Here is a 17485-nt window from a genome sequence, read left to right on the forward strand (position 1 = left end):
TGCCGAGGCGCCCGGGCGGAAGGCCCGGGCGCCTCCTTCAACGGTGTTACTCACGGGCTTACTTGAAGGACCGCAACCGCAGGCTGTTGGTCACCACGAAGACCGACGAGAAGGCCATCGCGGCGCCCGCGATCATCGGGTTCAGCATGCCGAAGGCGGCCAGCGGCAGGGCCGCGACGTTGTAGCCGAAGGCCCAGGAGAGGTTGCCCTTGATGGTGGCGAGGGTCCGACGCGAGAGGCGGATCGCATCCGCGGCTACGCGCAGGTCGCCGCGCACGAGGGTCAGGTCGCCCGCCTCGATGGCCGCGTCCGTGCCGGTGCCCATCGCCAGGCCCAGGTCGGCGGTGGCGAGCGCGGCCGCGTCATTGACGCCGTCGCCGACCATGGCGACCGTACGGCCCTCGCCCTGCAGTCGCTTGACCACGTCGACCTTGTCCTGCGGCAGGACCTCCGCGATCACCTCGTCGATGCCGACAGTCCTGGCCACGGACTCGGCGACGAGTTGGTTGTCGCCGGTCAGCAGGACGGGCTTCAGGCCCAGCCTGCGGAGCTCGGCCACCGCTTCGGCGCTGGTCTCCTTGACCGCGTCGGCGACGGTGAGGACGCCGCGCGCCTCGCCGTCCCAGGCCACGGCGACCGCCGTACGTCCCTCGGCCTCCGCCGCGGCCTTGGCCTCGGCCAGCTCGTGGGGCAATTCGATGACCCACTCCCGCAGGAGCTTCTCGCGCCCGACGAGCACTGCGTGACCGTCGACGACACCCTGGACGCCGAGGCCGGCGACGTTCTCGAAGTTCTCCGGCACCGGCAGGCTTCCCACCCGCTCGACCGCACCGGCCGCGATGGCCTGCGCTATCGGGTGCTCCGAGGCGTACTCCAACGCGCCCGCCAACCGCAGCAGTTCGTTCTCATCCACACCGGGTGCGCTGAACACGTCCTGGAGTTGCATCCGGCCTGTGGTGACCGTGCCGGTCTTGTCGAGGACCACGGTGTCGACGCGGCGCGTGGACTCCAGGACCTCGGGGCCCTTGATGAGGATGCCCAGCTGGGCGCCCCGCCCCGTGCCGACCATCAGCGCGGTCGGGGTGGCGAGCCCCAGCGCGCATGGGCAGGCGATGATCAGGACTGCGACGGCTGCGGTGAACGCGGCGACGGTGTCGCCGGTGATTCCGAGCCACGCTCCGAACGTACCGGCAGCGATCAGCAGCACCATCGGCACGAAGATCCCGGAGATCCGGTCGGCAAGCCGCTGCACCTCCGCCTTGCCGTTCTGCGCGTCCTCCACAAGCCGGGCCATCCGCGCCAGCTGGGTGTCCGCGCCGACCCGGGTGACCTCGACGACGAGCCGACCGCCCGCGTTGACCGTGGCCCCGGTGACCGTGTCCCCCACCGTCACGTCCACCGGCACCGACTCGCCGGTCAGCATGGACGCGTCCACCGCGGAGGCGCCCTCGACGACGGCGCCATCGGTCGCGATCTTCTCCCCGGGCCGTACGACGAAACGGTCACCGACGGCCAACTGCGCGACCGGGATGCGTACTTCCTTGGCGCCCCGCAGCACGGAGACGTCCTTTGCGCCCAGCTCCAGCAGTGCCCGCAGCGCCGCACCCGCTTTGCGCTTGGACTTCGCCTCCAGGTAGCGCCCGGCGAGGATGAACGTTGTCACGCCGGCCGCGGCCTCCAGATATATGGAGGATGAGCCGCCGCCGCGGGAGATGGTGAACTCGAAGCCGTGCCGCATGCCGGGCATCCCGGCGTCGCCCCAGAACAGCGCCCACACCGACCAGCCGAGCGCGGCGAGCGTGCCGATGGACACCAGGGTGTCCATGGTCGCTGCACCGTGCCGGGCGTTCGTCCAGGCGGCCTTGTGGAAGGGGAAGGCGCCCCAGACCACGACAGGTGCGGCCAGCGTCAGCGACAGCCACTGCCAGTTGTCGAACTGCAGGGACGGCACCATCGCCATCAGGACGACGGGCACCGTGAGCACGAGCGACACATACAGACGCTGTCGCAACGACAGCAGCTCGCCGTCCGCCGCCGGGGCGGTCTGCGTCTCTCCCTCGGTCGCGGTGGCGGGTGGGGGCGGCTCTTCGGCGGTGTAGCCCGTCTTCTCGACAGTGGCGATGAGGTCGGCCACCTCGACGCCTCCCGCGTACGCGACCTTCGCCTTCTCGGTGGCGAAGTTGACGGTCGCGGTGACGCCGTCCAGGCGGTTGAGCTTCTTCTCGATGCGGGCGGCGCAGGAGGCGCAGGTCATCCCGCCGATGGAGAGCTCGACCTCATGGGCGGGCGCGGGTGGTGCCTCCGGGACTGCTTTCTCGGGAGCCGTGCTGGTCATGGGCGTATCTCCTGGGTAGGCCGGGGCGTACGGCGTCCGTATGAGCGGAGCGGCACGCCTCGGCGCGGGGAGGGTTTGCGCGTTGCCGGGGCCTGCCCCCGGCGGAGCCGTCAGGCCTGGCCGACGAGCTCGTAGCCGGCGTCGTCGACGGCGGCGCGGACAGCCTCTTCGTCGAGCGGGGCGGCGGATATGACAGTCACCTCGCCGGTCTTGGCGACGGCCGTGACCGCGGTGACGCCGTCGAGCGCGGAGATCTCCTGGGAGACCGCGCCCTCGCAGTGGCCACAGGTCATCCCAGACACCTTGTAGACCGTGGTGACACCGACGCCCTGGACGTCGACCGTGGCGCCGGAGCCGCAGGAACCGGTGCCGCAGCAGGAGCCGGAGTTCGTCTCAGTAGTCATGGCTTTTCCCTCGGGGTGTAGACGCGTAGGTCGCTCTCCGGGAAGGGCGTCGTTCCCCGGCCCCTCCCGGCAACGAGAACACTATACCCCCTGGGGGTATTCCATCCAGCTGTGGCGCCCTTCACACGAACCTCTCCGCAAAGGGCAGCACGCGCGCTGGTGTGAAGGCGATACAGGATCGAGCCCCCGTCGCCGATCCGGTCAACGACTCCCGGCGATCACGCGGCCATCATCAACAGCATCGCGGACATGGTCCCGCCCATGCCGATGTGCGCCGCCAGCGCCGCGTCCGGCGCGGCTCCGAGTTTGCGGCGCCGACCGCGCTCGGACCGCTCCGCCGACCTTGCCCTGCCCCACACCGCGAGCGTCAATGACGCCAGGAAGACGAGCACCGTGTCCGGCATGGCCAGCAGCCACCGAACCCAGCCGAACCGCGAGTCGGCACCCCGCCGGCTCCGACTGGCGCCCCTGGCCCTCGCCCACACCGACGCGCCGATCGACAGCAGGAAGTACACGGCGAGCCCCGCGATCACGAATCGCCACACGGAACCGGACCCCGCGGAGGAACCAGAGTCGGCAACGGTATGCGCCATCCCCGGCATGTCCATCCCCTGCATCGAGCCCATCCCTTCCATGGACTCCACGCCGGCCATCCCGTGCGCGCTGGTCGCGCCCGCCATGTTCTCCATGCCCGGCATGTGCGTCATGGAGGAGCTGCCCAGGGCCAGCACCGGCCCCGACGACGTACTCGTCATGGCGAGCGTCATGATCACCATCCCGACGCTGCCCACGACGAGATGCACCCAGTGACGACCCTCTCTCCACCCGCACGCGCGCGCGTGCTTGACCGCCATCGCCACGCCCCCGAGTCCGAGGATGCCGAACACCCCCGCCCACCACATGCCGTAACCCGCATACCAGCCCACTGTCGCCGGCAGCGCCATGGCAGCCATGCACAGCCCCATCAGCAGGTCGCCGCCCGCCGCGAACCGGATCTCGCCACTGGTGGTCATCACCCGCACCGCACTGACGGCGGCCACCAGAACGGCGACCACCGCCACGGTCCAACTGAGCGCCAGAGTTGCCATGTTCACCATCCCGATGGACCATCACTGCTAACGCCCTTAGTACGTCGCAGGGTCGGAGGGCGTTCAGGAGGCCAGTGGTGAACCGGCGCGGCCGACGGGAGGACCAGTGCCGAGCACCAGGTACCCCCTGGGGGTAAGATGCTGTCCGGCAATCACGGCAGACAGGCGGAGCGCATGACGATTCGGTCAGCTCGCGGCGGCATAGCCGTCCGCTGGGCGTACGGGGTGTTCCTCACCCTGTGCGTCGCGCTGGCTGTACTCGTCCACCACGAGACGCCCGCGATGGATACCTCCTCCATGCCGGACATGGCTCACGCCGTTCACGCCATGCCGGCCGGGACGCCACCGTCCGTCTCGGGCGCATCCGCGCACAGCGCCGACGACGGCACGTGCGCCATGCCGACCATGCAGCACTGCACCGCGGCGAGTGTCGCCTCCGTGCAGCTCGCCGCACCCGCCCAGGCCGCGTTCGATCCGCTGATGAACCTGCGGCAGGCCGCAGCCGGGCGCACTCCCGGCGCCGCTGCGGTCGACCGCGCCCCACCCGATCTCCTGGTCCTCTCTCAACTGCGCATATAGGCCGCGCCGGACGGCGCGCGATGTGCCGTCTCTCCGCGACCACATCGGCAGTTTCGAGTCAGAGGACACAACCCCATGAACAGCATCAACCGTCGCTCCGTCCTGCTCGCCGGGCTGGGAGTTGCGGGCGCCGGCGCGCTCGCCGCCTGCAGCAATGGCTCCGGTTCCGGCAGCGGCAATGCCCTGGTCAACCCGTCCGGCTCGGCGGTCGCGGCCGCCGACAAGAAGCGGACCAGCACCGGGCGGCAGCAGAAGCTCACCCTGACCGCGGCCCCCGCCATGATCGACCTGGGCGGCGGTGTAATGCCCAAGACCTGGGCCTTCGACGGGCGCACCCCGGGCAAGGAGGTCCGGCTGTCCGTCGGCGACGCCCTGGTCGCCGAGCTGTCCAACCAGCTCCCGAACAAGACGACCACGTCGATCCACTGGCACGGCATCGCGCTGCGCAACGACATGGACGGCGTGCCGCCCGCCACCCAGACAGCCGTCCGGGCCGGCTCCACGTTCACGTACCGCTTCATCGCCGACGCCCCGGGCACGTACTTCTTCCACCCGCACATCGGTGTCCAGCTCGACCGCGGCCTCTACGCCCCGCTGATCGTCGAGGACCCCAAGGAGACCTTGGACTACGACGACGAATGGGTCGTCCTCCTCGACGACTGGGTCGACGGCGTCACCGGCACGCCCGACGAAGTCTTCGCCGAACTCAAGCACGGCATGGGCGGCATGGACATGGGAGCGAGCAGCAGCCCCAGCTCCGGCGGCATGGACGGCCACGACATGGGAGACATGGGCGGGATGGACATGAGCGGCGACTCCGCGTCCCCCTCCCCCACCGCATCCCCCTCCTCCGGCGGCATGTCGATGAAGTTCATGCTCATGGGCGCTCAGAGCGACCTGCTAGGCGGCGACGCCGGTGATGTGAAGTACCCGCACCACCTGATCAACGGCCGGGTGGCGACCGACCCGGACATCTACACCGGCAAGCCCGGCAAGAAGGTGCGGCTGCGGATCATCAACGCGGGCTCGGACACCGCCTACCGGGTCGCCCTCGGCGACCACAAGCTGACCATCACCCACACCGACGGCTTCCCGGTCCAGCACCAGGAGGTGGACGCCCTGCTGGTCGGAATGGGCGAGCGGTACGACATTCTCGTGACCCTCGGCGACGGGGTCTTCCCACTCGTCGCGCTGGCCGAGGGCAAGAACGCGAACGGACTGGCCCTGGTGCGTACGGGCTCGGGGAGCAAGCCGTCCGTGACCGTCCGCCCCAAGGAACTCGACGGCATGATCATGACGGCGTCTCAGCTGCAAGCCGCTGACGACGTACGCCTGAAGTCCGCCAAGACCGACGTCACGCACCAGATCAAGCTGACCGGGAGCATGACGAAGTACAACTGGGCCATCAACGGCAGGCCGTTCGACATGAACGACCCGGAGGCGAACCCGATCCTCATCGAGGAGGGCCAGCGCGTCCGGCTCGACTTCGTCAACGGCACCGACATGTGGCACCCGATGCACCTGCACGGCCACACGTACCAGCTCGGTGGTTCCGGGCCGCGCAAGGACACCGCCATCGTGCTGCCCAAGAAGGAGCTGTCCGTCTTCTTCGACGCGGACAACCCGGGCCAATGGATGCTGCACTGCCACAACGCGTACCACGGCGAGGCCGGGATGATGGCAAGCGTGGCCTACCAGGCCTGACCTTCACTCTCGCCGTCCGGGCGGGTTCGTCGGCTGCCGACGAACCCGCCCGGATGCCGTATGGACAGCTCCTCAGTCCTCCACCCCGCGCGACCCCGTACGCGTAGCCGCCTGACAGCCCGGAGCGACACCGCAGCCCCATACGCGACGTCATGATCAAAACAACATGGATTGACAGAGACACTCTGTCTCGATAAAGCTTGTGGTCGTCACGAGCAGCCGGACAAGAACCCGGGATGCCAGACGCAACGGGAAGGACACCGGCATGGCCGGCTCACTCCGTCACCCTCACCCGCACCACCACCCCGATTCCGCGGAACCGTCCGGGCCCGACGACCTGTACGCCAGCCCGCCGCCCTGGGATATCGGCCGGCCGCAACCGGCGTTCCTCGCGCTCGCCGAGGCGGGCGTCATCCATGGCCGGGTACTGGACGTCGGTTGCGGAACCGGCGAGCACGTCCTCATGTGCGCAGGCCTCGGCCTGGACGCCACGGGTGTCGACCTCGCCTCCCGGGCCCTACGCACCGCTGAGGAGAAGGCGCGCGAGCGGCGCCGCACGGCGAGGTTCCTCCACTGGGACGCCCTGAAGCTGGCCGATCTCCGGGAAACCTTCGACACCGTGCTCGACTGCGGGCTTTCCCACATCTTCGGCGGCGCCGACCGCGCCGCCTACGTCGACAGCCTGCGCGCGGTGATCCGGCCGGGCGGCCGCTACTTCATGCTGTGCTTCAGCGACCGGCAGCCCGGCGAGTGGGGACGGGTGCACAAGCTCGCACGGGACGACATCGAGGCCTCATTCGCCGACGGATGGCGTATCGACTCCATCGAACCCAGCACGATCGACATCACCACCGACCCGGACGGCATCCGGGCCTGGCTCGTCGCCCTCACCAGGACCTGACCCAGTGAGAGGCCCGGAGAGGAACACCATGCTGACCGCGGAAGCCCGAGTCGAAACCGAGCGCGCGAGCCGCTACCTCGTCCAACTCTGCCGCCACGCCCAACAGATGGGCCGGCACTCCCATTACAAGGCACGCCCCCACAGCGGCGGTGACGCGCACCGGCCACCGAAGGTGCATCACGTCGAGTGGTCGGACACCCACGGGACCGTGCGTGTGAGCCTGGGCCAGTGGACCATGCAGGCCACCGCAGACGCGCTGACGCTGCGAGCCGAGGCCGACGCAGAGGAAGACCTGGAGCGGATCCAGGAGCTCGTCGCCGCACGCCTCGAAAAGATCGGCAGGCGCGATCGCCTCACCGTCACCTGGCAACGGCTTGAGACGACCGCCTTGCAGACGGACGAACCCGACCCAGCAGAAGGGTCTCAGCCGCGGGAGGAGACACAGCACCCAACGGGCGCACAACGGCGCTGGCCCTTCGGAGTGGTCGGCGGAATCGTGGGGCTGATCATCGTCGCGCACCTGGTACTCGGCGGTTCCGTGCTGGCGGCTTCGCGGTGGCTGGGCTGGGGCGCCGGTGCCGTTGTTCTAGTGGTCGTCCTCGCGAAGGTCATCGGCATCGGGACTCTGGCCGCCCGCCACGGTCACCTGCACACCCGGAAGCGCAAGTCGGGTCACGACTCACCCCGGACAGGAAGTTCCAGGCGGAGTTCGTAGCCGCCGTCGGCCGTGGGGCCGAACGAGGCCGCGACGAGCACGGCATCGAGCACCGGAGCAGGCATGCGACGGGGCTTCATCCGCCCTCCTGGTCCCGTGACGGCCTGAGCAGGCCCGCACGTTCGGCAACCAGGGCCGCCTGAACCCGGCTGCCCACCGGTGACCGCCGCCACGACCTCGATGTCGTCCGCGCAGTCAAGGATGTGCTGGAAGCCCATTCTCCGGCCAGTCGGCGGGGGCACCTTCAGCCGCCCGCCGGATGGGCTGCCGCCTGGGACCCCGCAACCCTGAAGCTCATGCACAGAACACCTCATCGGCCGTGGCCGCGGCACCTGCCCTGCAGAAGGGCGTGCCTTCCACCGCCTCCTCCGCACCGTCGACAGGACGGGTGATCGGCATCGACCTGGCCCGCGGTCTCACGGTCTTCGGCATGTACGCCGCCCACGTCGGCCCGGAACCAACCGTGGGCGGCCCGCTGGGCTTCCTGTCGGAGTTGGCACGCGGCCGCCCCTCCGCACTCTTCGCTCTGATCGCCGGCTTCTCGCTCGTGCTCATCACCGGTCGCCCGCACCCGCGGACCGGGCGTGCGGGCCGGCAGGCGGTGGGCAGGATCCTGATCCGCTCGCTCGTTCTGATCGCGCTGGGCTTCGCCCTGACCGCCCTGGACACCGACGTCGATGTGATCCTCGCCTATTACGGGCTGATCTTCATCGTCGTCCTGCCTCTGTACCGGCTGCATGCCCGGACACTCGCGGTCATCGCGGCCGCGGTCGCGGTCGCGCTGATCCTCCCCAAGTGCTGTACGTGATCCACCAGTTGATCGACAGCGGAAGCTGGGCGGACACAGTCATCGCGTGGGACCCGCTGGCCCGGATCAGCGACACGGACGGCCTGCTCGAGCTGCTGTTCACCGGCGAGTACCCGGTACCCATATGGATGCCGTTCATGATCGCAGGCATGGCGGTCGCCAAGCTCGACCTCGCCCAAAGCACGATCCGTTCCCGACTGGCCCTGACCGGAGGCGCGCTGGCCGTGCTCGGATACGGCGGCTCATGGCTGGCCCTGCACCTCGTACCGCACCCCCTCACCTCCGTCGCCGCAGCCACGGACGGAGGTTCGGCATCGTCGGCCTGGTGGTCCGACACCGTCGGCTACCTCGAAGGCGACACCCCGGCCTGGCTGCTGGTGGCCACGCCGCACAGCCAGACGACCTTCTCCATCCTCGGCAACACGCGCGTCGCGCTCGTCGTCGTGGCCGCGTGCGTCGCCGCTACCGACCGCTTGCCGCGCTTCACGCGTCTGGCCGTCCCCGTCGCAGCGGTCGGCATGGTTTCGCTGACCGCCTACGTCCTGCACGTCCTCGCCATCTGGATCGTCGGCATGCAGGAGGAGACTCTCCCGGCTCTGATCGCGCTGCTCGCGTTCATCGCGACCGCCATGCTGCTGGCGACCGTCTGGACGCGATGGTTCCGGCGTGGCCCGCTGGAGTACCTGCTCTACGCCACGACCCGCCTCAGCCGCCACATCAAGTGACCACCTGGCATGCGCTGCTCAGTCCTCAGCCGGCGCAAGCGTCCACTTCAGGAGTCCGCTGCCAGAGCAATGCGGAGCTGCGCAAACAGCCGGGGAAGCTCAGTGGCCGGAGTGCTGTGGGCCGGGGCCGTGATGGCGGGGGCGTGCGCGTCGACTCGTGGGCTTCGGATCGTCCGCTACGAGGTTCCCGGCGCGGAGCCCGGACAGAGTGACCGCGACGAGGCGGTCGGCGGCCGCATCGGAAGGCAGGGTGGCAGCTGCCGAAAGGGCGTGGAGGCAGTACGTCGCGAGCTCGTCCGGTGCGACATCGTCCCGGAAGTCGCCGGCGTGCACGCCTGCGGCCAGAAGGTCCCGGATCATGCCGTGGAGCTGCTGCTCGGCGTGTGCGACCTGCTCGTCCCGGTGCAGGAAGGCCGCGAATGCGGTGCCGTGGTGCCCGCGGGACTGGCGTGAGATGTGAGCGAACGCCCTGAGAACCGCTTCGAGTTGTTCGCCGGCTCCGTCGACCTGGTCGCGGACCTCCGCGAGCTGGCCCAGGTGCTCAGCGATCTGGCGGTCGTGCCAGGCGAGCAGGATCGTCTCGACGTCCGGGAAGTACTTGTACAGCGTGGCCCGGCCGATGCCGACCTGCTCGGCGATCTGCGACATGGTCACCGACCGTACGCCGCGCTCGGCGGCCAGTTCCGCCGTGGTGTTCAGGATCGCGTCGCGCACCGTACGCCGGTGCTCTTCGATCGTCTCGGTCCACAGCTTCGGCACCCCGTCAGTATACGCGGCGGCGCTGTCGGTACACCCCGTTCAGCTCCGTAACGCTATGTCTTGGAAACTGTGCGCCCTTGCTGCCAATCGAGGAAACCCGCAGGTCAGCTCGCCATGGTGGATTTCTTGCCGGACGGGGTGACGGCATACCACACCTCGCCCTTGCCCTGGCCGTTCATCTGTCCGGCCTTCGTGTCGCCCATGTACCGGTACAGCGGCCAGCCGCCGAGAGTGAGCTGCTTCATGCCGTCCCGATGGACCGTGCCCAGAAGGCTCTTCTCGACCCCCATGGTCTGTACGGAGTCCTGGACCACGACGGGCATCCACGTCTTCGTGCACTCACCCGCGCATGTCCATTTGGACGGAGTCGGCTGGTCCTTGTCGTAGCGGTAGAGGGTCATCCCCTTGTCATCGGTCACCATGTTGCCCATGCCCTTGGCCGCCTTGGCCATCAGCATGGTGGTCGTGGCCATGTGCCCGCTGCCGGAGTCACCGCTGCCGGCCGGTGCGGAGGTCCCTGATTCCGAGGCGGCCGTAGCGACCGGAGTGGTGCTGCCGGGGCTCGCTGGTCCTTCGAACTGCCGCATGCCCCCAGGAAGAGCGCCGAGGCGAGCCCTGCGGCCGAGAGGAGGACGATGCGTTGCTGGATCACGAAGTTTTCCTTCGCCGGGGCGTTCTCCTTACTTCCTTAGTACGTCGGGTAACTCCCGCCCGCTCAGGCACCGGTGTCACATGGCGAAGCCTTGACCGACGGCGGCGGAGAACTCAGGAAGCGAGCGGCGCCAGTTCGGTGAAGGTCTTGCCGCCGTCGCGCGACTCGTACACGGCTGCCATCGTCGGGGTGAGGATGTGGTCGGCGTCCATGGCAGTCAGCGCCTGAGGCTGTCCGCCGGGCACGGTCGTGAGTTGTTTCCACGTAGCGCCGCCGTCCGGGCTCGTTTTCAGCTTTCCGGACGCGTCGATGCCGAACAGGGACTTCCGCGCGGGCCACGAGACGAACGCCTGGACCGGACCGGCGCTCTTACGGAAAGTTCGGCCGCCGTCGGTGCTCGTGGCCGCGCCATCGGCCGTCGTCGCCAGCAGCTTGTCGCCCGAGGGGCTGACCGCGAGGTCCAGGGCCTCCAGCGTCGCCCCGGTCGTCCCATTCCTTGAGGTCCGTGCCGACCCGGAACCGGCCGCCCTGGTACCCGTAGAGCGTGCCCTTCGCGAAGTCCAGGGAGTGGAAGTCGGCCTCCCCCGACAGCGATTGGGACGTCCAGGCGCGGCCAGCGTTCCTGCTCTGGATGAGGCCGAGATTTCCGGGGCGGTCGCTGCCTTCGGCGCCGTGTCCGCTGGTGATGAAGGTGTTCTTGCCGGTCACCATGAAGCCCATGAAGTCGTCCCGGCGGTCGCCGACGAGCTTCGGCTTCTGCCCCTTGGCGACCGTGTACAGGCCGTCGTGGGTGGCGACGTACACGCGCCCGTCCGCCGGGTCGACGCCCAGGCCGTGTACGTGCGAGAGAGCAGGTGCCGAGGTTGACGCCGCCGAGTCCCTGGGTGCCTGGATGTCCTCAGCCCCGGGCACGCCGCTTGTGTGGGGCCCGGGGGCGGGGGTCAGCGTTCGAATATGCCGGTCAGTCGGCCACGTGCGAGGACGGGTGCGGTGATGGCAGGTAGGAGGGCGCGGGGCCGTGCCCGGTTCGGTGGCGCTGTGCCAGGGGTGCTGTCCACGGGGGTCGCGAGGGCGAACAACTGGAAGGTGTAGCGGTGTGGCCCGTGGCCTTTGATGGGCCCTGGACCGTGGTATCCGCGCCCGATGGTGGACCGCAGCAGCTGCACTCCGGTGGCCGGCTGCCGTGCGTCGAGGGCACCGGGCTGCAGGTGTCCGGCTGTCGGGTCGATCAGGGCGGCGCAGTGCACGGCGGGCTTGGCCAGGGGGACGTCGATATCCTCGATGACCAGGAGGATTTGGGCGGTGCCAGTCGGCGGCGGGTTCCAGGCCAGGTGGGGGGACAGGTTGTCGCCGCCGATGTTCTTCAGGCAGTGCTCCAGCGGAATGGAGCCTCCGTCGCCGAAGTGCCGACTGGTGAGGGTCAGCAGCTCGGGACCTTGCAAATTGGGCAGATTCCATGCCGCGTGGGTCTCGCCTGCTCTGCGGTTGTTCAGGATGCGGCCCAGCAGGGTCATCGCGTTGCCTCGATCATGTCGATGATTTCGGTGGCGGTGGCGGTCTCGCCGAGTTTCGGGAAGACGCGTTCGACGCTGTGGCGGTGGGCATCGGCATCAGGGTCGCTCATGGCGTCGGTGGCCAGGACGACGTGGTAGCCGTAGTCGGAGGCCGAGCGTGCGGTCGACTCGACGCCTGAGCTGGTCGCGATTCCGGCGAGCACGGTCTGGGTGACGCCCAGGTCCCGCAGGAGGGTGTCGAGGCCGGTGTCGTGGAATGCGCTGCGCCGCCGCTTGGTGATCAGGTGGTCGGCCCGTTGGACGTTGAGTTCGTCGATGAGGTCGGCCCAGCCGGACGGCAGTGCGGTGCTGCTTCCCGACCGCTGGGCCTCGGTGCGTCCCGGCGCGCGTCCGATGACGTTGACCAGGACCACGGGCAGACCGTGCCGCCGGAACTCGGTGCTCAGGTGGGTCGCCTGCTTGACGGCGGCAGTCGCCTGGCTGTCGGTGTGGGCCGCCACGATGCTCTTTTGCAGGTCGATCACGACGAGCGCGGGCGTGGGGTCGATCACTGTCAGTGCCATGAGTGTTTCTCCTGCGGATATCGGCTAGTTTCCGGGGTCAGGGCGCATGGTGGCCTCCGCCCGCGTCGTTTCCGTCCCGTCGTCGGTCGCAGCGCCAAGGGTGTCGCCGGCAGCCGTTCGTGGTCCGGGGGTCTTGGCGGTGGGGCTGGTGCCGCGCAACAGGGAGGCGAGCGCGGCGAGGAAGGCGAGGGTGGCGCCGAAGGCGAACACGATGACCAGGCCGGAGTGGAAAGGCCCGGAGATCAGGGTCGGGAAGAATTCGCGTCCGGTCAGGGTCTGTTGCTGCACCATCGTCAGGTGGGTCAGGGTGCCGCTGGGCTGGAGCAGGTGCTGGATCGGGTTGACGCCCAGTTGGGCGGCGAACAGGGACGAGACCGGGGGCAGGCTGCCGACCTGAGTGGCGACGTGGGCCGGTACGCCCTGCTCCTGCAGGCCGGTGGTGAGGGAGTGCGGGAGGCTTTTGGCCAGCCCGGCGATCATGAGGGAGAAGAACACGCCGATGGAGACGGCGGTGCCGGAGTTCTGGAAGGTGGAGCGCATGCCGGAGGCGACACCGCGCAGTTGTGCGGGCACGCTGCCCATGATCGAGGAGGAGTTGGGGGAGGCGAACATGCCGCTGGCTATGCCGTTGAGCGCGATCAGCACGGCGAAGATCCAGTAACTGAAGTTGATCGGCAGCAGCATCAGGCCCAGGAAGCTGGCGCCGAACAGCAGCGCGCCGCCGGTGGCCAGGCCCCGGGAGCCGAGCCGGTCGGACAGGTAGCCGGACACCGGGCCGGCGGCGAGGAACCCGGCGGTCAGCGGCAGTAGGAAAATGCCGGCCCACAGGGGCGTGTCGCCGTAGTCGTAGCCGTGGAGCGGAAGCCATATGCCCTGCAACCAGATGACCAGCACGAACTGCATCCCGCCCCGGCCGATCGAGATGCCCAGGCCCGCCAGATTGCCGAAAGTGAAGGCCCGCAGACGAAAGAGACTCAATTGGATCATCGGTGCGGAGACGCGGTTCTCGATGGCGACGAATGCCGCCAGCAGGACCAGTCCGCCGGCGATCAGCGTGTCGACCAGCGGGTTGGTCCAGCCCATGGTGTGCTCGCCGTAGGGCTGCAGGCCGAAGGTGACCGCGATGAGAACCGCACTGAGGCCCACCGCGAAGGTGATGTTGCCCCACCAGTCGATCCGGCCGCCACCGCTCTTGCCGGTCTCCCGCAGGGTGCGGTAGGCCCACAGCGTGAAGAACACGCCGACAGGCACGTTCACCCAGAACACCGCCCGCCAGTCCCAGGCCGACAGCAGCCCTCCGGCGACCAGACCGAGAAACATCCCAGCCAGCCCGGCGACCTGGTTGATTCCCAGGGCGAAGCCGCGCTGCTCCTTGGGAAAGGCGTCCGTCAGGATCGCGGCCGAGTTCGCAGCCAGCATCGACCCGCCCACGGCCTGCACCACCCGCCAGGCGATCAGCCACATCGCCCCGTGCCCGCCGTCGAAGGGGTCGAAGGACAGCAGGATCGACGCGACAGTGAAGACCGCGAACCCGGAGTTGTAGATCCGGACTCGGCCGTACATGTCTCCCAGGCGGCCCACCGTGACCACCAGGACAGCCTGGACCAGCCGGTAGCCCATGATCATCCACAGCAGATAGGCGATGTTGCCCGGAGCCAGCGGGTCCAGGTGCACGCCGCGGAATATCGCCGGCAGGGCGATCAGCACGATGGAGCCGTCCAGCGCGGACATGAAGACCGCGGCGGTCGTGTTCGTTAGCGCCATCCACTTGTACCGGTCACCGGCCGGGCGGCGCGGGGCGCGCGTCTTGGGAGGATCCGTCATCAGCGTGCTTCCCTCGGTTCCGTCGGCGTCAGATGTTCTGGGCCAGCCGCTCCAGCAGCGGCGCGGTCGCTGCGATGTGTCCCAGCTCCGCCGGGGTGAACGCGCCGCTGGTCAGGGCCCGGGCGATGAGTTCGGCCCGCGCGTTGCGCTTGTCCTTCAGCGCCTGCAGACCGGCCTCGGTCACCGACAGCACCATGCGCCTGCCGTCGTTCGGATCCGGGCGGCGCTCGACCAGACCACGGGCCCGCAGCGCACTGAGCGTCGCCCCCATGGCCTGCGCGGTGATCTGCGCCTGGCGGGCCAGTGCCGAGGAGGTGGTGGGGCCCGAGCGGTCCAGGTGCGACAGTGCGGTCCGCTCGGGCATCGTGAGTCCGCCGTCGATGGGCACTTGACGCACCCGTCGCACCAGCACGCTGAGACTGGCCAGCAGGACCGAGGCGACTTCGTCAGGGGCCAGATCATCATTCATATGCTAAGGCTAGCTTATAAATCAACCTTAGTAAATTCGCCTCGCTGCGCCACCACGGGTGAAGCGGGGCGGCCAGTGCAGGCTTGCGCGCCGCCAGAACGGACATCGCCGCGGCGGCGACCGGGGGTCCGCCCGAGGCACCTCCGACGTCGAGGGGTTCGCATAAACGGGGGGCCCTTTGCCCGAGCAAGATCAAATAGAGTTGCACGGAGATCGCAAAGTGCCGGTCCGGATCGCAAAACCCGTTCTCACTCAAAGGTGGGTTCGAGGTACTTCTGAGAATCGTTTGTGACAGCATCCACGGGCATGACAGTCCCTCGAGAGGCTTCCCCGAGCGACGCTGACGAGGTCGAGCGCCACCCCTGCCCCCGCTGCAAGGCCGACCCCGGCTCTCCGTGCCGCTCGCGCTCCGGCGCGGTCGCCGGTACCTACCACACCGGCCGCTTCACCAAGGTGCCCCGACTCGCCAAGCTCCTGCGCGTGCCCACCCCCGCCGACCGCGGCCCCGGCCAGCCCTGGCGCCCCGGCACCCCCGTCCCGCTCGCCCTCGCGCCGGACGCCCCGAGCGCCGACATCCGCATCGGGTACGCGAGGTGTTCGACTCTCACCCAGGAACTCCAGTCGCAGCTGGACGCCCTCGCCAAGCACGGCATCCCGCGCGACAAGGTGTTCTCCGAGAAGATCAGCACCCGGGTACGGGTGCGGCCCCAGTTCGAGGCCGCGCTCGCGCTGGCCCGCCAGATCAAGGCCCACGCCCCGCACCAGCGGTGACACCAACGGTCGGGTTCGACGACCCGGCACGCGAGGACTGCGCGCTCGGGCTCGGGGCGCTGGCCGGTGACGACGGGCCCAAGCTCGTCGAGGCGGCAAAAGGCTGTCGGATCGGGGTGGGCGAACGCGTCTATGCGCTCACCGACGGTGGCGTCGGGCACGTGGCGGTTCTTTCAGGATGAGCGTGTAGGAGCCTTTCCCTCTGGAAGCCTCGACATCCATATGGGATCGCCGCGCCGGCTACACCCTCATCTGGCGAAGAGCCGCTCTGGCCGCGACTACACCCCAGCCCCTGGGAGTAGGTCATCTGTCGAGGGATCCGCGATCACGGCCGATGGCGGAAGCTGATGCGCATCAGCCGACTGTCAGCCCAGTCTTCGAGCCGAGTCGGCCGGATGGTGCCGGGGTCGTGGGGCTGATTGAGATCCGCCACGATCTCCGCCAGCACGGCCTGACGTTCAGCTGGGTCGGTGACAGGCGTGGCCCGTGCAGGCAGATCCGCACGGATCCCGTTCTTGAGGTGGAAGGTGAAGTTGGGATTGGCGAGAAGGTTCGCATGCCAGTCGGTCGCGGCACCGCCGGCGCCGCTACACAGGTAAGTGGTGCCCGCAGCTCGGTAGAAGAAGATCTCGATGCGGCGTGCTCGGCCGGTGCGGCGCCCCAGCGTCGTGATGTCGATGATCCGTTCTCGGGTGCCCGCGGCGGGGGTGATCTCGATGGCTCGTCGGATGTGGTGGGGCAGGTGGGACAAAGACGCGTCCCGTGCGGAGTCGTTCGACCCGGTCGTGTCTGGAGTGCTCATGCGGTCTCGGCCTGAAGGGCGGGGCCGAGGAGGAGTCCACCGTCGATGACGTACTCCGACCCTGTGATGAACGACGCGTCCGAAGACGTGAGGAACAGGAGAAGACGGCTGACGTCGGTCGGCTCCCCGAGCCGGGGGATGGCGAACGGCTCGGGTGAGTAGAAGTCGACGATTGCCGCGACTGCGCCGGCTGCTGGTTCGAGGATGAAGGAGGTCGCGATCACGCCGGGGTGGATGGTGTTCACCCGGATGTGGTCGCGGCCGAGCTCGAGTGCTGCCGTCTGGGTGAGGCCTCGCACGGCCCACTTGCTGGCGACGTACGGCGCGTAGTGGGCCGTGCCGCCCAGGCCCATGGTCGAGGCGATGTTGACGATGGCTCCCCCTGCTGCGCGGCGCAGAGCGGGGGCTGCGACCTTGATGCCGAGGAAGGTCCCTGTGAGGTTGACGTCGAGGATGCGCGACCACGTGGCCTGCTCCGTGTTCTCGATTGTTGCAGGCGGATTCTGCACGCCCGCGTTGTTGACGAGCACGTTCAGGGCGCCGAAGGCGCTCTCGGCGGCCAGCACAGCGGCGGACCACGAGCTCTCGTCGGTCACGTCAAGGCGGGCGAAGCGAGCGCGGGTCCCGAGCTCGTCGGCGAGAGCGGCGCCGCGTTCCGCGTCGATGCCGCCGATCACCACGTTCGCTCCCTCCGCGTGAAAGGCGCGCACGTGGCTCGAGCCCTGGCCGCCGGTCCCACCGGTCACGAGCACGGTCTGGTTGTCGAAGCGGGGCATCAGATGTTCCTTCGGTACGGGGGTGAATGACCGGGATCACCAGTAATGAACGGCGGCCAGTGGTGAGCCGGGCGACTCACCATCCCCTTGACGTTA

The 17485-nt window shown here is 68.9% G+C and carries 17 protein-coding genes and 2 pseudogenes; 6 read left to right on the forward strand and 13 right to left on the reverse strand.

Annotated elements, in window-relative coordinates; genetic code table 11:
* Positions 1-58: 58 nt before the first annotated feature.
* The 3 genes from OG303_RS03185 to OG303_RS03195 all read right to left on the reverse strand — a co-directional run bounded on the left by OG303_RS03185 (position 59) and on the right by OG303_RS03195 (position 3827).
* Positions 59-2335, reverse strand: coding sequence for a heavy metal translocating P-type ATPase (locus tag OG303_RS03185; RefSeq protein ID WP_405864482.1), 2277 nt, complete (start codon positions 2333-2335; stop codon positions 59-61).
* 110 nt (positions 2336-2445) lie between these two features.
* Positions 2446-2739: a heavy-metal-associated domain-containing protein gene (locus tag OG303_RS03190; protein ID WP_405864484.1), complete on the reverse strand. Its 294-nt coding sequence runs from the start codon at positions 2737-2739 to the stop codon at positions 2446-2448.
* 218 nt (positions 2740-2957) lie between these two features.
* On the reverse strand, positions 2958-3827 hold the full coding sequence (locus tag OG303_RS03195) for a DUF5134 domain-containing protein (protein WP_405864486.1): 870 nt from the start codon (positions 3825-3827) through the stop codon (positions 2958-2960).
* A gap of 174 nt (positions 3828-4001) precedes the next feature.
* Here OG303_RS03195 and OG303_RS03200 point away from each other — a divergent pair, with 174 nt between their 5' ends.
* The 5 genes and pseudogenes from OG303_RS03200 (at position 4002) to OG303_RS03220 (ending at position 9259) form a co-directional block, all read left to right on the forward strand.
* Entirely contained in the window at positions 4002-4406 is a 405-nt protein-coding gene (locus OG303_RS03200; RefSeq protein ID WP_405864488.1) for a DUF6153 family protein, read from the forward strand.
* Between the two features lie 75 nt (positions 4407-4481).
* Positions 4482-6110: a multicopper oxidase family protein gene (locus OG303_RS03205; protein WP_405864490.1), complete on the forward strand. Its 1629-nt coding sequence runs from the start codon at positions 4482-4484 to the stop codon at positions 6108-6110.
* A gap of 265 nt (positions 6111-6375) precedes the next feature.
* On the forward strand, positions 6376-7011 hold the full coding sequence (locus OG303_RS03210; protein ID WP_405864492.1) for a class I SAM-dependent methyltransferase: 636 nt from the start codon (positions 6376-6378) through the stop codon (positions 7009-7011).
* 28 nt (positions 7012-7039) lie between these two features.
* Complete coding sequence (locus OG303_RS03215) at positions 7040-7726, forward strand: DUF2218 domain-containing protein (RefSeq protein ID WP_405864494.1); 687 nt, start codon at positions 7040-7042, stop codon at positions 7724-7726.
* A gap of 259 nt (positions 7727-7985) precedes the next feature.
* Positions 7986-9259, forward strand: a pseudogene (locus OG303_RS03220) (DUF418 domain-containing protein).
* Between the two features lie 99 nt (positions 9260-9358).
* On the opposite strand, the gene OG303_RS03225 reads toward OG303_RS03220, so the two are convergent.
* The 7 genes from OG303_RS03225 to OG303_RS03255 form a co-directional block, all read right to left on the reverse strand.
* Entirely contained in the window at positions 9359-10018 is a 660-nt protein-coding gene (locus OG303_RS03225; protein ID WP_405864496.1) for a TetR/AcrR family transcriptional regulator, read from the reverse strand.
* A gap of 104 nt (positions 10019-10122) precedes the next feature.
* Positions 10123-10605 carry a hypothetical protein gene (locus OG303_RS03230; protein WP_405864498.1) on the reverse strand — a complete coding sequence of 161 codons (483 nt, stop codon included), beginning with the start codon at positions 10603-10605 and terminating at the stop codon, positions 10123-10125.
* Positions 10606-11039: 434 nt separating this feature from the next.
* Positions 11040-11582 carry a hypothetical protein gene (locus OG303_RS03235; RefSeq protein WP_405864500.1) on the reverse strand — a complete coding sequence of 181 codons (543 nt, stop codon included), beginning with the start codon at positions 11580-11582 and terminating at the stop codon, positions 11040-11042.
* A gap of 29 nt (positions 11583-11611) precedes the next feature.
* Entirely contained in the window at positions 11612-12184 is a 573-nt protein-coding gene (locus tag OG303_RS03240) for a YbhB/YbcL family Raf kinase inhibitor-like protein (protein ID WP_405864502.1), read from the reverse strand.
* A complete protein-coding gene (locus OG303_RS03245) occupies positions 12181-12747 on the reverse strand; it encodes a cysteine hydrolase family protein (RefSeq protein ID WP_405864504.1) in 567 nt (188 codons plus the stop codon). Before OG303_RS03245 ends, OG303_RS03240 begins: the two co-directional genes overlap by 4 nt.
* A 24-nt stretch (positions 12748-12771) precedes the next feature.
* On the reverse strand, positions 12772-14571 hold the full coding sequence (locus tag OG303_RS03250) for an MFS transporter (protein ID WP_405864506.1): 1800 nt from the start codon (positions 14569-14571) through the stop codon (positions 12772-12774).
* 28 nt (positions 14572-14599) lie between these two features.
* Entirely contained in the window at positions 14600-15040 is a 441-nt protein-coding gene (locus tag OG303_RS03255) for a MarR family winged helix-turn-helix transcriptional regulator (RefSeq protein WP_405864508.1), read from the reverse strand.
* 306 nt (positions 15041-15346) lie between these two features.
* Between OG303_RS03255 and OG303_RS03260 the strand changes: the two genes are divergently transcribed.
* Positions 15347-15811: a recombinase family protein gene (locus OG303_RS03260; RefSeq protein ID WP_405864510.1), complete on the forward strand. Its 465-nt coding sequence runs from the start codon at positions 15347-15349 to the stop codon at positions 15809-15811.
* Here OG303_RS03260 and OG303_RS03265 read toward each other — a convergent pair.
* The 3 genes and pseudogenes from OG303_RS03265 to OG303_RS03275 all read right to left on the reverse strand — a co-directional run.
* Positions 15796-15972 (reverse strand): annotated as a pseudogene (locus OG303_RS03265) (ISL3 family transposase); the annotation flags it as partial. The gene OG303_RS03260 and the pseudogene OG303_RS03265 sit on opposite strands and share 16 nt — an antisense overlap.
* A 164-nt stretch (positions 15973-16136) precedes the next feature.
* Positions 16137-16613 carry a nitroreductase/quinone reductase family protein gene (locus tag OG303_RS03270; protein ID WP_405864512.1) on the reverse strand — a complete coding sequence of 159 codons (477 nt, stop codon included), beginning with the start codon at positions 16611-16613 and terminating at the stop codon, positions 16137-16139.
* A complete protein-coding gene (locus tag OG303_RS03275; RefSeq protein WP_405864514.1) occupies positions 16610-17389 on the reverse strand; it encodes an SDR family oxidoreductase in 780 nt (259 codons plus the stop codon). Before OG303_RS03275 ends, OG303_RS03270 begins: the two co-directional genes overlap by 4 nt.
* Positions 17390-17485 lie beyond the last annotated feature (96 nt).

The sequence above is a fragment of the Streptomyces sp. NBC_00005 genome, assembly GCF_045160215.1.
Classification (GTDB): domain Bacteria; phylum Actinomycetota; class Actinomycetes; order Streptomycetales; family Streptomycetaceae; genus Streptomyces.